The sequence below is a fragment of the Mycolicibacterium sp. 624 genome (genome assembly GCF_040548615.1).
In the GTDB taxonomy this organism is placed as follows: Bacteria; Actinomycetota; Actinomycetes; order Mycobacteriales; family Mycobacteriaceae; genus Mycobacterium.
On the sequence record NZ_JBEPRZ010000014.1, the window covers coordinates 1 to 14,258 of the forward strand.

At 67.8% G+C, this 14,258-nt stretch carries 14 protein-coding genes; 5 read left to right on the top strand and 9 right to left on the bottom strand.

The window, feature by feature from the left end:
• Positions 1-185 (top strand): hypothetical protein (locus ABIA65_RS33020; RefSeq protein ID WP_354526222.1); only part of this gene is annotated, 185 nt, incomplete at its 5' end.
• 171 nt (positions 186-356) lie between these two features.
• Here the strand turns inward: ABIA65_RS33020 and tyrS are convergent.
• Positions 357-1,640 (bottom strand): tyrosine--tRNA ligase, encoded by a 1,284-nt coding sequence (tyrS, locus tag ABIA65_RS33025; RefSeq protein WP_354526223.1) that lies wholly within the window; start codon positions 1,638-1,640, stop codon positions 357-359.
• A gap of 29 nt (positions 1,641-1,669) precedes the next feature.
• The gene (locus tag ABIA65_RS33030; protein ID WP_241405008.1) at positions 1,670-2,281 is read right to left on the bottom strand and encodes a DNA-3-methyladenine glycosylase; all 612 of its coding nucleotides are present in this window, start codon (positions 2,279-2,281) and stop codon (positions 1,670-1,672) included.
• 58 nt (positions 2,282-2,339) lie between these two features.
• On the opposite strand from ABIA65_RS33030, the gene ABIA65_RS33035 reads away from it, so the two are divergent.
• Genes ABIA65_RS33035 through ABIA65_RS33045 form a run of 3 tightly spaced genes read left to right on the top strand, consistent with a single transcriptional unit; the run spans position 2,340 to position 4,458 of the window.
• The gene (locus ABIA65_RS33035) at positions 2,340-3,110 is read left to right on the top strand and encodes an ABC transporter ATP-binding protein (protein ID WP_354526224.1); all 771 of its coding nucleotides are present in this window, start codon (positions 2,340-2,342) and stop codon (positions 3,108-3,110) included.
• Positions 3,035-3,862: an ABC transporter permease gene (locus ABIA65_RS33040; RefSeq protein WP_354526225.1), complete on the top strand. Its 828-nt coding sequence runs from the start codon at positions 3,035-3,037 to the stop codon at positions 3,860-3,862. The genes ABIA65_RS33035 and ABIA65_RS33040 overlap by 76 nt, the downstream gene beginning before the upstream one ends.
• Entirely contained in the window at positions 3,823-4,458 is a 636-nt protein-coding gene (locus ABIA65_RS33045) for a TetR/AcrR family transcriptional regulator (protein ID WP_371747044.1), read from the top strand. Before ABIA65_RS33040 ends, ABIA65_RS33045 begins: the two co-directional genes overlap by 40 nt.
• Here ABIA65_RS33045 and ABIA65_RS33050 read toward each other — a convergent pair.
• From ABIA65_RS33050 to ABIA65_RS33060, 3 genes are all read right to left on the bottom strand, one after another.
• Positions 4,455-4,658 (bottom strand): Trm112 family protein, encoded by a 204-nt coding sequence (locus tag ABIA65_RS33050; protein WP_241405004.1) that lies wholly within the window; start codon positions 4,656-4,658, stop codon positions 4,455-4,457. The two genes, ABIA65_RS33045 and ABIA65_RS33050, sit on opposite strands and share 4 nt — an antisense overlap.
• A gap of 11 nt (positions 4,659-4,669) precedes the next feature.
• Positions 4,670-5,191 carry a hypothetical protein gene (locus tag ABIA65_RS33055; RefSeq protein WP_354526226.1) on the bottom strand — a complete coding sequence of 174 codons (522 nt, stop codon included), beginning with the start codon at positions 5,189-5,191 and terminating at the stop codon, positions 4,670-4,672.
• Between the two features lie 88 nt (positions 5,192-5,279).
• The gene (locus ABIA65_RS33060; RefSeq protein WP_354526227.1) at positions 5,280-8,255 is read right to left on the bottom strand and encodes an acyl-CoA synthetase; all 2,976 of its coding nucleotides are present in this window, start codon (positions 8,253-8,255) and stop codon (positions 5,280-5,282) included.
• Positions 8,256-8,379: 124 nt separating this feature from the next.
• Here ABIA65_RS33060 and ABIA65_RS33065 point away from each other — a divergent pair, with 124 nt between their 5' ends.
• Complete coding sequence (locus ABIA65_RS33065) at positions 8,380-10,164, top strand: ABC-F family ATP-binding cassette domain-containing protein (protein WP_241405002.1); 1,785 nt, start codon at positions 8,380-8,382, stop codon at positions 10,162-10,164.
• Here ABIA65_RS33065 and argH read toward each other — a convergent pair.
• From argH to argF, 4 genes are read right to left on the bottom strand one after another with little or no spacing between them, the layout of a single operon-like run.
• Positions 10,161-11,573: an argininosuccinate lyase gene (gene argH, locus ABIA65_RS33070; RefSeq protein WP_354526228.1), complete on the bottom strand. Its 1,413-nt coding sequence runs from the start codon at positions 11,571-11,573 to the stop codon at positions 10,161-10,163. The genes ABIA65_RS33065 and argH overlap by 4 nt on opposite strands.
• Positions 11,574-11,612: 39 nt before the next feature.
• A complete protein-coding gene (locus tag ABIA65_RS33075) occupies positions 11,613-12,827 on the bottom strand; it encodes an argininosuccinate synthase (protein ID WP_241405000.1) in 1,215 nt (404 codons plus the stop codon).
• 22 nt (positions 12,828-12,849) lie between these two features.
• Positions 12,850-13,326, bottom strand: a complete 477-nt coding sequence (locus ABIA65_RS33080) for an arginine repressor (RefSeq protein ID WP_241404999.1) — start codon at positions 13,324-13,326, stop codon at positions 12,850-12,852.
• Between the two features lie 7 nt (positions 13,327-13,333).
• Positions 13,334-14,257 (bottom strand): ornithine carbamoyltransferase, encoded by a 924-nt coding sequence (gene argF, locus ABIA65_RS33085; RefSeq protein ID WP_354526249.1) that lies wholly within the window; start codon positions 14,255-14,257, stop codon positions 13,334-13,336.
• Between the last annotated feature and the right edge of the window lies 1 nt (position 14,258).

Genomic DNA, 14,258 nt, shown 5'->3' on the forward strand with positions numbered 1-14,258 from the left:
ATCCAAAGACAGGTGAATTCAATCAGAACAAGTCCGACCTAACACCAGTAAAAACTGGCAAAAAACAATGTCACACCCCTAAACGAGAAAAAAGAGTGCAACAACAACAAACAAAAACCATCAAACACACTATTGAGTTCTCAAACAACAGACCTGCACTGACCGCGCAACAATCCCGCGGCTAAAAGCCGCGATACTGTAGTGCGGGCGTAGAAGTAGTCCCACCTAAGTGGCTTTCCTCTTGAATGTCTCGCGCTCTGCGGCTTTCACCGCGTCGCTCTGACTTGCAATAAGTTACGCGAGGGGAAACTGGGAGTCAAATCGCCTGGTAGAGGCGATATTCATCCGAACTTCACTCATGTAACCCTCTGGACCCCCGCGATATTCCGCTTGCCCCTGCGGACCACGAGCCATCGCCCATGCAGGAAGTCCGATGCCTGCGGTACCCAGTCATCGCTTTCGATCCGCACGTTGTTGACCGAGACACCGCCCTCGGCGACCGTGCGACGCGCAGCTCCCTTGCTCGCCGACAGTCCCGTGGCCACCAGAAGATCGGTGATCGCATCGGGTCCGCCCGGCTTCAGCTCGGCCACCTGGTCGTTGCCGGCCTCCCGCAGGGCGGCCGCAAGGGTCGACTCGTCCAACTCCCCCAGTTCACCGCGGCCAAATAACGCCTGGCTGGCGTGCTCGACGGCATCGGTGGCCGCCTGCCCGTGCACCAACGTCGTGAGTTCCTGGGCGAGGCGCCGTTGCGCGGCCCGCTCGTGCGGACGCTCGGCGGTCGCCCGTTCGAGCTCCCCGATCTGCTCGGCGGTGAGGAAGGTGAACCACCGCAGGTACGGCACCACGTCGGCGTCGGCGGTGTTGACGAAGTACTGGTACCAGGCATACGGGCTGGTCATCTCGGGATCCAGCCACAGGTTTCCGCCACCGGTGGACTTACCGAACTTCTTGCCCTCCGAGTCCGTGACCAGCGGCGTCGTCATCGCGTGCACCGTGGCGCCGTGTTTCTGGCGGACCAGTCGAGCGCCGGCGACGATGTTCCCCCACTGGTCGGAGCCACCGATCTGCAGGGCGCAGCCGTGGCGCTGGTGCAGCTCCACGTAGTCGTTGGACTGCAGGAGCATGTAGCTGAACTCGGTGTAGGACATGCCGTCGCCCTCGAGACGGCGGCGCACAGTCTCGCGATCCAGCATCACGTTGACCGAGAAGTGCTTGCCGACGTCGCGGAGGAACTCGATCGCGGAGAGCTCCGCGGTCCAGGTCAGGTTGTTCTCCACGATCGCGCCGGTCGGCGACTCGTCGAACTCGACGAAGCGTTCCAGCTGGCCACGGATGCGCGAGGCCCAGTCGGCGACGGTGTCCGCCGTGTTCAGCGTCCGTTCGCCGGTCTCCCGAGGATCGCCGATCATGCCGGTCGCGCCGCCGGCGAGCACGATCGGCCGGTGACCGGCCGCCTGGAACCGCCGCAACGTGAGCAGTGGCACCAGGTGACCGGCGTGCAGGCTTGGCGCGGTCGGGTCGAATCCCGAGTAGAGCGTCAGGGGCCCTTTGGCCAGCTCAGCCGCCAATGCATCCCGATCGGTCGATTGCGCGATCAGACCGCGCCATTCCAGTTCGCCCAGGATGTCGTTACCCATGGGTCGATCTTCCCGTATGCCGGGCGGCGTCAGTCGCTGTCCCCCGGTGCGGGGGCCCGTGGACTACGCCGGTAGGAGGAGACCTCGGCGCGCCCACTCACCCAGAAGCGCCACGGGCGGTCGGCGGCCGTACTGACCCCGACACGCGGGCCATCGATACCCGCCACCGGGTCGCCGAGCGTCAAGCGCACCGGGCTGGCGTCATCGAAGAGATCGATTCCGTTGTCGGCCAAGGTGATTCCGAGCGCAGAGCACAGATTTCCCGGTCCTCGCGCGAGACCCGCGGGCACGACGGAGGCACCTCGACGCGATGCGGCGACGGTCGTACCGTCATCCACCTCGGCGGCGCGCAGCAGCACGGCGGCCGCCACCCCGTCGGCGCCGCACACCACGTTCGCACAGACGTGGATTCCATGGCTGCGGTACGCGTAGAGCCTGCCCGCGGGCCCGAACATGACCGCGCTCCGAGGCCGGGAGCCACGATAGGAGTGCGCCGCGGAATCGGGCCAGGGTCCGTCCGGGGGTCCGCCATAGGCCTCGACCTCGAGGATCACCGCCGACACCCCACGGCCGGTCAATCGTGCCCCTAGCAGACGCCGAGCCGCGGTGAGCGGGTCGGTGACCAGCGCATTCGAACTCACGGCAGCAATTCTGCCCGCATCGTTGACATCCCCGCGGCGCGGGAGGATATTTCATCACATGATGACTTCATCGTCAGATGAATTAAGCCCCTCGGCCGGGCCCGCCGTCGAGGTCGACCACCTGCGGGTCGTGCGCGGCAAGCGCACCGCCGTCGACGACCTCTCGGTGCGGATCGCCCGCGGCACCATCACCGGCATCCTCGGCCCCTCCGGGTGCGGCAAGACCACGCTGCTCCGCAGCATCGTCGGCACCCAGATCGTCGAGTCGGGCACCGTGACCGTGCTGGGTCTACCCGCCGGATCGGCCGAACTCCGCAGTCGCGTCGGCTACGTCACCCAGGACCCGACCGTCTACGACGACCTGCGGGTTCTGGACAACGCGCGCTACTTCGCCGCCCTGTACGGGAGGACCAAGGACGACGCCGACGGCGCGATTGAGACCGTCGGACTCACCGATCACCGAACTGCCCTGTGCGGCAACCTCTCCGGCGGACAACGCACCCGGGCGTCACTGGCCTGCGCACTGGTCGCCCAGCCGGAGCTGCTCGTACTCGACGAGCCCACCGTCGGACTGGACCCAGTATTGCGGGTCGAACTGTGGGAGCAGTTCCAGCTGTTGGCCGAGCAGGGCCAGACGCTGCTGGTGTCCAGCCACGTCATGGACGAGGCCGATCACTGCCACGACCTGCTGCTCATGCGGGATGGTCGCCTGCTCGCCCACACCACACCATCGAGACTGCGGGAGGAGACGGAATGCACGTCACTCGAGGAAGCGTTCCTGTCGGTCATCCGGCACAGCACCGAGCCCATGAGCGCCGAGGCAGGTTGAGCGCGACCGCCTACCTCGCCACGACCGGCCGGATTCTGCGCCAGCTCGCGGGCGATCACCGCAGTGTCGCGATGATCCTGGTGGTGCCAAGTGTGGTCATCACGTTGATGTACTTCATGTTTCAGAACGCGCCACATCCGCCGGGCATGCCGACGCCGTTCAACAACGCGTGCCTGATCATGCTGGGTGTCTTCCCGCTCGTCGTGATGTTCCTCATCACGTCGATCACCATGCAGCGTGAACGGGTGTCCGGGACGCTGGAGCGGATCCTCACCACTCCCCTGCGCCGGCTCGATCTCCTGGCCGGCTACGGCACGGCGTTCTCGATCGCGGCGGCCGCGCAGGCGGCGCTGGCCTGTCTGATCGCGTTCTGGTTGCTCGGCCTGACCACCGCGGGCAGCCCCGTGCTGGTGTTCGTCATCGCCATCATCAACGCGATACTCGGGGTCGGGCTGGGCCTGTTGTGCAGTGCGTTCGCCCGCACCGAGTTCCAGGCCGTTCAGTTCATGCCGGTGGTGGTGGTGCCCCAGCTTCTGCTGTGCGGCATCATCGTGCCGCGCGCACTGCTGCCCGACTGGCTGCAGTGGATCAGCAATGTGCTGCCGGCCAGTTACGCACTGGAAGCGCTCCAGCAGGTGGGGGCGCATCCCAATCTGACCGCCACCGCCGCCCGCGACATCGCCATCGTGATCGGATTCGCGGTCGTGGCGCTGTGTCTCGCCGCGGCGACGCTTCGCCGAAGGACCCCGTGACCAAACGCCCCGGACGACCGCCCGGGCAGTCCGACACCCGCGACCGGATCCTGTCCAGTGCCCGGGAGTTGTTCGCCCGCAACGGAATCGACAAGACCTCCATCAGATCGATCGCGTCGTCGGCGGGAGTCGACGCCGCGCTGGTGCACCACTACTTCGGGACCAAGCAGCAACTGTTCGCCGCCGCCATCCACATTCCGATCGACCCGATGCAGGTCATCGGCCCGATGCGCGAGACTCCGGTCGACGAACTCGGTCTCAAGCTGCCGTCACTGCTGCTGCCGCTGTGGGACTCCGAGCTGGGGTCGGGTTTCATCGCGACACTGCGCTCGCTTCTGGCCGGCAACGACGTCAGCCTGGTCCGGTCGTTCCTTCAGGAGGTCATCTCCGTGGAGGTGGGACGACGTGTCGACAGCCCACCCGGTTCGGGTCGGATTCGGGTGCAGTTCGTCGCATCCCAACTCGTGGGTGTCGTGATGGCCCGCTACATCCTGGAGCTGGAGCCGTTCAAGTCACTGCCGGTGCAACAGGTCGCCGAGACCATCGCGCCCAATCTGCAGCACTATCTCACCGGCGACCTGCCGGGTCTCGGCTAGTCGGCGCGGTCGAGGAGTCGCTGGTGTTCGGCGTCATCGGTGATCGTGACGGCCTCGTCGACCAGCAGAACCGGGACGTTGCCCTCGATCCGATACGCACGGCGCAGCCGCGGGTTGTACAGCAGCTCCTCGCCGATGAGCAGCAGAGGACCACGGTCCTCGGGGCAGACCAGGATGTCGCGCAAACGGGAGTCGAGCACGGGATTCCGAATCAGCCGAACGGCGACTGGTTGATGTTGATCGACGGCGTGCCCTGATTCCCCGCGGCCATGCCACGCTGCTGATTGCGGCGCTGGAAGGAGAGGGTGTTCTCGAGGGCTGCGATCAACGGAGCCTGATTCGGCCGCTTGTCCAAGGCTGCCACGATGGCGTCGCGATTCCCCTGGGAGGGATAGAACCCCAGCGAACGCAGCTTGAGGACGCTATGGATCAGCTGGGAGAGCTTTCCGCCGCCGGCGCCCGTGTCGTAGTCAGAGGCAATGATCGACAGCGCCTGATCAGCCGTCATCTCACCCGGCTGGGCACCTGCCGCAGCGGCCGACCCGCCGGGAGTGATGGGGCTACCCCGATCCGCTGGGCCCGGAGTGATCGGGCTGGCTGGATCCGCAGGAGCCTCGGGGTCCGAGAACGCGACGGGCGCACCCGCGAGCAGTCCGGCGACCAGGGCACCGCTTGCAACCGCGCCGACAGCGGCACGCCGCCACACGCTCGGCCTGCTGGTCTGCGATGTCATGAATTCCTCCATGCGGAGCGGGGCCCGACCCGTGCGGCGATCTGCCGTCTGCCGGAGCCTAACAGTGGGACATGAGTGACGCACGACCTCAGTCGGCCGAGCCATCACCCATCAGTTCGGCACGCACGGCAGTCGTGAGCCGCTTGTACACACCTGTTTCGTAGTCGAGGTACCAGGCGTTACGTGCAGGCTTCGGCACACCCATCGCCCGCAGTGGCGCGAGCAGCGGCCGGTAGGAGGCGCTGAGCTTCATATCGGGCACAACGTGCACCAGATCGGGGTGCACGCCGACGGGAAGACTGGCCAGCGCCTCGTTCAGGTCGGCGCTCGGAACGCTGCCACCCGGGGCCAGCGTCAGCGCCGTCACGGCCAGCGTCCGTCCCCCGGCCGTCACCTTGTAGGTCACCGAGAGATCGACCGCGCCGACCCTGCTCACCGTGTCGTTCACGGTGGCGCTGTACACCGGCCCCCGGTCGGTGTGGATGACGGTGGCACGGTTGTCGACAAGCCAGAAGTCGCCGTCCTCATCACGGCGGAACAGGTACTCGGTGGACACCCAGGTGTCGGCGGGCGCGAAGACCCCGCGCTTGATCGCGGCCGTCGGGTCGACGGGCCCGCGAGGATGCGCGAGGAGCACGCCCACCTCATTGGGCTGCGCCAGCCGCACGAAACCGCGCTCGTCTTCCAGGATGAGGTCGTCGTCGACGTCGTAGGCGGCGAGCTCCACCCGCCCGGCACCGGGCAGCGGTCTGCCCTCGCTGCCGATCTTGGCGCCCGACACGTTCGCCAGCACGGCCTGACCGTCCGTCGTCGCGAAGAACTCCACGACGTGGGCGGGTTCGAACTCCTGCTCGATGCGCCGCCACAGCCCCGTCGGCATGCCCGATCCGATGAACAGGCGAACCGGGTGCGTGCCGTTGACCGAGAACGACGGGTCGTCCACCACCTCGCGCAGCATCGCCCACGTGTAGGACACCACGGTGACGCCGTACTGGCGCAGTTCGTGCACGAAGCGGTCCGGACGCAGGCCGCGCGACAGGGCGATGCGAGTGCCGCCGACCACCGCGCCGCCCAGGCTGACCAGCAGGCCCGACTGGTGGTGCAGCGGAGTCAGGCAGTACACCGTGTCGCTACGGCCCAGGTTGGCCGCGGACGCGGTGCCGATCGCCGACAGTGCCCAGCGGAAGTTTGTGATCTGACGCGCCACGAGTTCGCCGCCGACGTGCGCGAACGCGACGTAGGCCAGGTCCCTGGCGTAACCGGGGTCGGGCCGGTACCAGCCCGGCAGTTCGACGACGTCAGGATCGATCTTCTCCATGTCGACGACGTCGGCGTCCTCGGGCAGATCCAGATCGCGGTTCTCGCCGCCACCGAGGACCAGCACACGGATCGGCAGCTTCCTCGCGGCATCCAGATTGCCCGGATCCGCGATCACATCGGATATCCCGCCGAGACGCGCCGCCTCCTCCAGGTCGGCGTCGGGCGGCATGAGCACGGCCACGGCACCCAACCGCGACAGCGCGGCGATCGCGACCAGCGCACTGGGCCGGGTCTCCATCAGGACCCCGACGTGCGCCCCCTGCCGCACACCGACGTCGATGAGACCGCGCACGACGTTGTTAATGCGACGGTCGACGGCCTCGTAGGTGTGCACGCGGCCGTCGAACAGCAGGAACTCACCGTTCGGCGTGGCGCTGCTCTGCTCGTTCATGATGCGGCCGAGCGAGATCCGGGTGTAGTCGTTGATCTGACCGAGTCGGGCCAGTCGCGGCAGCGTCCTGGCCGTCTCGACGACGAGTGCGCGTGCCGACTTGTTGGCCGCGACAAATGCGTCGGCCGCGGTGCGGGCCAGACTGAACGTCATCTCGGTGGCGGCCGCACCCACGTGCGCGACGCGCGACGTCAGCTGCACACCACTCTCGTTTGTCTCGGCCGGCTGCAGCGACATCGGCACGACCTGATCGGGCATATCGCCCTCGCCCGATATCCACTTCACCCAGGACGCCACCGTCGGCCAGGTCTGGGTGGCGGCCTTGCCGCCGACCACCAGACCGAAATGTCCTGCGCGGATCAGGTATTCGTAGACGTCGGCCTGCGGCGCGGCGCGCTTGATACCGCGCACCGACGCCGGCTGACCGATGTCATCGACCTCACCGACCACCGCGAGCACCGGGCAGTCGATGTCGGACAGCGTGACCAGATCACCACGGATGGAGAAGCCGCCGCTCATCATCCGGTTGTGCGCGATGAACTGCTTCAGCAGCTCCGCGATCGCGGGACCGGACCAGGCGATCCAGCCGTCGTTGGACAGGAACCGGCGCTGTTGCTCACGGGAGAGCAGCGCCTCGCGGTCGTGCAGTTGGCGCACGAAGTCGATGCGCGCCTGCGCGGTCTTGATCGGGTCGAGCATCTGGAATCCCGTGCGGGCCAGCCAGCCTGGGATGTCGATGCGACTGAAGACGTGGTCGGCCATGAAGTCCGCCGCGCCCGCGGCGAGGCTGGCGGGCAGGTTGAGGGGCAACGCCGCCAGGGTGTCGACCGGCGAGCCGAACGCGACGATGCTGGCCAGGTCCTTCGACCGCCGATACGCGGCGGTCTGGTAGGCGAACATCCCGCCCTGCGAGTACCCGGCGAGGTGGACGTCGCGGTCGGTGACAGTGCGGACGGTGTCGATGGCCTCGCTCAGCGCGACGACGTGGTCGGCGAGGTTGCGCTGCATGCCGCCCTCGACCTGATCGGGCGAGCCGAAGTCGATGACCCACGGGTCGACGCCGGCGGCGTGCAGGATGCCGACGGCACCCTCATCACGCGTCACGTCCCACATGTCGGCCGACATCATCATCGGGTGCACCATGAGCACCGGCGGGCCTGCCGGCTTGGCACCCGGGCGGGAATCGGGCGGGAAGTACCGCCGAAGCCGGTACATGGGGACGCTCTCGATGATCTGGAAGGGCGACGGGACCGCGCCCGTCTCCAGGCCGCCGTAGCGGAGCACCTCCAGCCCGTTCTGCGCGGTTGCCATCAACCGCCCGACCGGCCTGGTGAATGCCGAAAGGTCGACCACCTGTGCACCCCTCTCGCGCTCCCCGACCCGCAGTTTGCCGACGTCATCATGGCACAGCGAACTTCTGGCCCGCGGGGATCGCGCCGATGGCCGCGCGTGCCGAGCCACATATGATCGGCTCCTAATGGCCAACCTGATCAACGTTGAACGCGCGACCGTCGGTTACGGGACGCGCACCCTGCTCGACGGCATAAGCCTCGGTGTCGACGAGGGCGAGGTGATCGGTGTCGTCGGGCGAAACGGCGACGGCAAGACCACGCTGCTACAGATCCTGACGGCGACTCGACCGCCTGACTCGGGCCGGGTGACGCACACGTCGGGATTGTCCGTCGGCTACCTGCACCAGTCCGACGACTTCAAGCCCGAGGCCACGGTGCGCGACCTGATCGTCGACGGCCGGCCGGACCACATCTGGGCGGCCGAGGCGGAGACCAGGTCGGTGGTGGAGAACCTGCTGGCCGAGGTGGCGCTCGACCGTGAGGTGAAAAACCTCAGCGGTGGCGAGCGCCGCCGCGTGGCGCTGGCCGCGGTACTGCTTGCGGGCCACGACGTCCTGGTGCTCGACGAGCCGACCAACCACCTCGACGTCGAGGTCATCGCGTGGCTGGCGGGCCACCTCTCCCGACGGCGCGCCAAGACGTTGCTGGTGGTCAGCCACGATCGGTGGTTCCTTGACGCGGTCTGCACGAACATCTGGGAGGTGCACGGCGGCGCCGTCGACGCCTACGAGGGTGGCTACGCCGCGTATGTGCTGGCTCGCGCCGAGCGGGCCCGGGCCGCCGCAGGCACCGAGGCGCGGCGCCGCAACCTGATGCGCAAGGAGCTGGCGTGGCTGCGGCGGGGCGCACCCGCGCGTACGTCCAAGCCCAAATTCCGCATCCAGGCCGCCAATGAGCTGATCGCCAACGAGCCGGAGCCTCGCGACTCCCTTGCGCTCCAACGCTTCGCGACGGCCCGGTTGGGCAAGGACGTGTTCGATCTTCACCGCGTCAGCTACGAGGTCGGCGAGCCGGATCAATCCCCGGGTCGCTCCGCTCCTGCCCGCCGGCAGATCCTCGACAAGTTGGACTGGTCGATCGGGCCGGGCGTGCGTATCGGGCTCGTCGGCGTGAACGGCACCGGCAAGACGTCGGTGCTGAAGCTGCTGACCGGTGACGTCGCCCCCACCTCGGGCACCGTCAAACGGGGCAAGACACTGCGGATCGGCTACCTGAGCCAGGCCCTCGTCGAGCTGGACGGCGACGAGCGTGTCCTCGACGCCGTCGAGAACGCCAAACGAGTCACCGAGCTCGCGGGCGGCAAGGAGGTCAGCACGGCCACCCTGCTCGAGGACTTCGGGTTCACGGGCGACAAGCTCACCACGCGGCTGTCCGAACTCTCCGGTGGCGAGAGGCGGCGGTTCCAGTTCCTGCGGCTGCTTCTCGACGAACCCAATGTGCTGCTGCTCGACGAGCCGACCAACGACCTGGACATCGACACCCTGAACGTCATCGAGGACTACCTCGACGGCTGGCCGGGCACCTTGATCGTCGTCACCCACGACCGCTACTTCCTCGAACGCGTCACCGACGTGACGTATGCGCTGCCCGGCGGCGGCCGCTGCGTGCTGCTGCCCGGCGGTATCGAGCAGTACCTGGCCGAGCGGACGACCGCCAACGGCGCTGCGGCAACCCGTCCAACCGATCGCACCGAGACCGCGTCGGCGCGTGAGCGCAAGGCGGGAAAACAGTTGTCCCGCATCGAGAGTCAACTCCGCACGCTCGACGAGCGGATCTCGAAACTGCACCAGACGATGGCCGAGGCGGCCGCCGACCATCTGCGGTTGGGCGAACTCAACGACGAACTGCGCGACCTGCACGCGCGCCAGGAGTCCCTCGAAGAGGAGTGGCTGACCCTGGCCGAGGGTTAGCGCCGCAGGCTGATCCGCAGCCGGTCCGCGGTGTCGCGCACGACGCCCAGCTGCTTGGCCACCTGGATCGGAGCCGTACCACCGCGCGCGTCACGGGAGTTCACCGATCCGGCGACGGTGAGCACCTCGCGAACCTCGGCCGTCAGGCCCGGGTGAATGCCCGCCAGTTCGTCGTCGGCGAGCTCCTCGAGCCCCACGCCGCGGGCGTCGGCGGCGCGCACCGCCGCGCCTGCCGCCTCGTGGGCGACGCGGAACGGGATGCCCTGGCGGACCATCCATTCGGCGACGTCGGTGGCCAGCGTGTAGCCCAGTGGCGCGAGTTCGGCCATCCGGTCGGTGTCGAAGCGCAGGGTTGCGACCAGGCCGGCCATCGCGGGTAGCAGCAGTTCGAGCTGGGCCACCGAGTCGAAGACCGGCTCCTTGTCCTCCTGCAGGTCGCGGTTGTAGGCCAGCGGCTGCGCCTTGAGCGTGGCGAGCAGTCCGGTGAGATTGCCGATCAGCCTGCCCGACTTGCCACGGGCCAGTTCGGCGATGTCGGGGTTCTTCTTCTGCGGCATGATCGAGCTACCGGTCGACCACGACTCGTGCAGGTCGACGTAACCGAATTCGGTGGTGCTCCAGAGAATCACGTCCTCGGCGAGACGCGACAGGTCCACCGCGATCATCGCCAGCACGAACGCCGCCTCGGCCGCGAAGTCCCGTGATGCGGTCGCATCGATCGAGTTGTCCGCCGCCGCGGTGAAGCCGAGTTCGGCGGCGATGGCGTCGGGATCCAGACCAAGCGAGGAGCCGGCCAGCGCGCCGGACCCATAGGGCGACACCGCCACTCGGGTATCCAGGTCCACGATGCGTGCCGCGTCGCGCAGCAGCGGATGGGCATGGGCCAGCAGGTGGTGGGCCAGCAGCACCGGCTGTGCGGACTGCAGATGTGTCTTGCCGGGCATGATCGCCGTCGGATGTGCGGCCGCCTGTGTGGCGAGTGCCCCGACGACGTTGAGCACGCCGTCGCCGACGGTCTGCATGGCGTCGCGCAGCCACATCCGGAACAGCGTGGCGACCTGATCGTTGCGTGACCGGCCCGCCCGCAGCCTGCCGCCGAGATCGGCGCCAACCCGGTCGATCAGCCCGCGTTCCATCGCGCCGTGGACGTCCTCATCCGACGGCAACGGCCCGAAGCTGCCGTCCGCGACGTCCTCCCCCAGGCTGTCCAGACCGACCAACAGACCGTCGCGCTGCTCCTCGGTGAGCAGACCGGCACCGAACAGCACCCGGACGTGTGCCTTGGACGCTTTCACGTCGTAAGGCGCCAGCACCCAGTCGAAGTGCGTGGACTTGCTCAGCGCGGCGAGCGCGTCGGAAGGACCGTCGGCGAACCGGCCGCCCCAAAGCGAACCCTCATTGGTGCTCATGTGGTCACCCTTCTCCCGTGCGCAGTCCACGCAAGCGCATTAGAGGCCGAGGTCCCGGCGGGCTGCGATCTTGCTGCTCAGGCCGTGGATGTGGACGAAGCCCTTGGCACTGGACTGGTCGTAGGTGTCGCCCTCGTCGTAGGTGGCGAGGTTGAAGTCGTACAGCGACTCACTGCTGCGCCGGCCGTTGACCGCGATGTGGCCACCGTGCAGCACCAGTCGGATCTCACCGGTGACGTGCTCCTGGGTGTGGTCGACGAACGTCTCCAGCGCGCTCTTCAGCGGCGAGTACCAGAGGCCGTCGTAGACCAGCTCGCCCCACTTCTGGTCGGTGTTGCGCTTGAACCGGCCCAGCTCGCGCTCGAGTGTCACGTGCTCGAGCTCGGTGTGCGCGGCGATGAGGACCATCGCGCCCGGCGCCTCGTAGATCTCGCGGCTCTTGATGCCAACCAACCGATCCTCGACGACGTCGAGCCGGCCGACACCCTGAGCGCCCGCACGCTGGTTCAGCTCGACGATCGCCTCGAGCACCGAGACCGGCCTGCCGTCGATCGACACCGGCACGCCCTTGGCGAAGCCGATGATGACCTCGTCCGGTGAACTCCAGTTGACCGTGGGGTCCTCGGTGTAGTCGTACACGTCCTTTGTCGGTGCGTTCCAGAGGTGCTCGAGGAACCCGGTCTCCACCGCGCGGCCCCACACGTTCTGGTCGATCGAGAACGGCGACCGCTTCGTGACGTTGATCGGGATCTCGTTCTGCTCGGCGAACGCGATCGCCTTCTCGCGCGTCCACGCGTAGTCACGCACGGGTGCGAGCACCTCGAGATCGGGTGCGAGCGTGGCGAATCCGACCTCGAAGCGCACCTGGTCGTTACCCTTGCCGGTGCAGCCGTGGGCGACGATGCCGCCGTTGTGCTCGCGCGCCGCGGCCACCAGGTGCTTGACGATCAGCGGACGGCTGATCGCGGACACCAGCGGGTAGCGGTCCATGTAGAGCGCGTTGCTCTTGATGGTGGGAAGGCAGTACTCGTCGGCGAACTCGTCGCGGGCGTCGATGACGACGGCCTCGACGGCACCGCAATCGATGGCGCGCTGCCGGATGACCTCCATGTCCTCACCGCCCTGCCCCAGGTCGATGGCGACGGCGACCACCTCGCGGCCGGTCTCCTTCCCGATCCAACTGATCGCGACCGAGGTGTCCAGACCGCCGGAATACGCCAGGATGACGCGTTCGGACCCCGACGTTTGTGACATGGCCAATCTCCTTCTGAGTGAACTACTGAACGTTTTCGAACATGCCGGCGAGTTCCGCGCCGGTCATCGGCTCGCGGGCGACCACGAGAATGGTGTCATCACCGGCGATGGTGCCGACGACGTGGGGCAGCGAAGCGCGATCGATCGCGCTGGCCAGATAGTGCGCCGCACCCGGTGGGGTGCGCAGTACCGCCAGATTGCCGCTGGCGTCGGTGGACACCAGAAGCTCATTGAGCAGGCGTGCCATGCGGTCGGTGCCACCGGACACGCCACGCACCGGGCTGCCGTCCTCCGGCACGATGTACACGCCGGTCCCGCCGTCGGCGCCACGCAGTTTCACCGCGCCGAGCTCCTCCAGGTCACGCGACAGCGTCGCCTGGGTGACGTCGATGCCCTCCTCGGCGAGCATCGTCGCGAGTTCGCTCTGACTGCGCACGGGATTGGACGAGAGGAGCGTCACGATGCGCGCCTGCCTGCCCGCCCTGGTCGAGGCGGTCACGGTGCGCTCATCGGCTTCGCTCCAGGAGCCACACCAACAGCGCCTTCTGGGCGTGCAGACGGTTCTCGGCCTCGTCCCACACGGCACTCTGGGGGCCGTCGATGACGTCATCGGTGATCTCGTGCCCGCGGTGCGCGGGCAGGCAGTGCAGCACGACGGCCGCCGGGTCGGCCAGTTCCATGAGCGCGGCGTTGATCTGGAACGGCCGAAACGGTCGCACCCGATCGAGCCCGTCGTTCTCCTGGCCCATCGACGTCCAGGTGTCGGTGACGAGGACGTCGACGCCCTCGGCGGCGGCCTTCGCGTCGGAGGTCACCGCCACGGTGGCCCCGGTCTCGGCTGCCCGAGCCTGCGCCGCTGCGACGAACTGTGGGTGCGGCTCGAAACCGGCTGGGGCGGCGATGGTCACGTCGATGCCCGCCGTCACGCCGCCCAGCATCAGCGAGTGCGCCATGTTGTTGGCGCCGTCGCCGAAGTAGGTCATCCGGAGTCCCTGCAGCGAGCCCTTGCGCTCGGCGAGGGTCTGCAGGTCGGCGAGCACCTGGCAGGGGTGGAACTCGTCGGACAGCGCGTTGACGATCGGCACCGTCGAGCCGGATGCCATGGCGGTCAAGCGTTCCTGGGCGAACGTGCGCCAGACGATGGCGTCGACGTAGCGCGAGAGCACCACACCGGTGTCCTCGAGGGTCTCCTCACGGCCGAGCTGGGTGCTGCGGCCGTCCACCACGACGGCGTGCCCGCCCAACTGGGCGATACCCACCTCGAACGAGAACCTGGTGCGGGTCGAGTTCTTCTCGAATATCACGGCGACGCCGCGGGGTCCCTCGAGCGGGCGGGCGCTGAACGGCGCCTTCTTGAGCTCGGCGGCCAGCGCCAGCACCTCGGCCTGCTCGCCGGGGGTCAGATCGTCATCGCGCAGGAAGTGTCGCAGT

Bases quoted from the DNA above. Each gene is read 5' to 3' on its own strand.
- ABIA65_RS33075 (WP_241405000.1), bottom strand. From the start codon at position 12,827: ATGTCACAAACGTCGGGGTCCGAACGCGTCATCCTGGCGTATTCCGGC.
- tyrS (WP_354526223.1), bottom strand. From the start codon at position 1,640: ATGGGTAACGACATCCTGGGCGAACTGGAATGGCGCGGTCTGATCGCG.
- ABIA65_RS33055 (WP_354526226.1), bottom strand. From the start codon at position 5,191: ATGACATCGCAGACCAGCAGGCCGAGCGTGTGGCGGCGTGCCGCTGTC.
- argH (WP_354526228.1), bottom strand. From the start codon at position 11,573: ATGAGCACCAATGAGGGTTCGCTTTGGGGCGGCCGGTTCGCCGACGGT.
- ABIA65_RS33040 (WP_354526225.1), top strand. From the start codon at position 3,035: ATGCACGTCACTCGAGGAAGCGTTCCTGTCGGTCATCCGGCACAGCAC.
- ABIA65_RS33035 (WP_354526224.1), top strand. From the start codon at position 2,340: ATGATGACTTCATCGTCAGATGAATTAAGCCCCTCGGCCGGGCCCGCC.
- ABIA65_RS33065 (WP_241405002.1), top strand. From the start codon at position 8,380: ATGGCCAACCTGATCAACGTTGAACGCGCGACCGTCGGTTACGGGACG.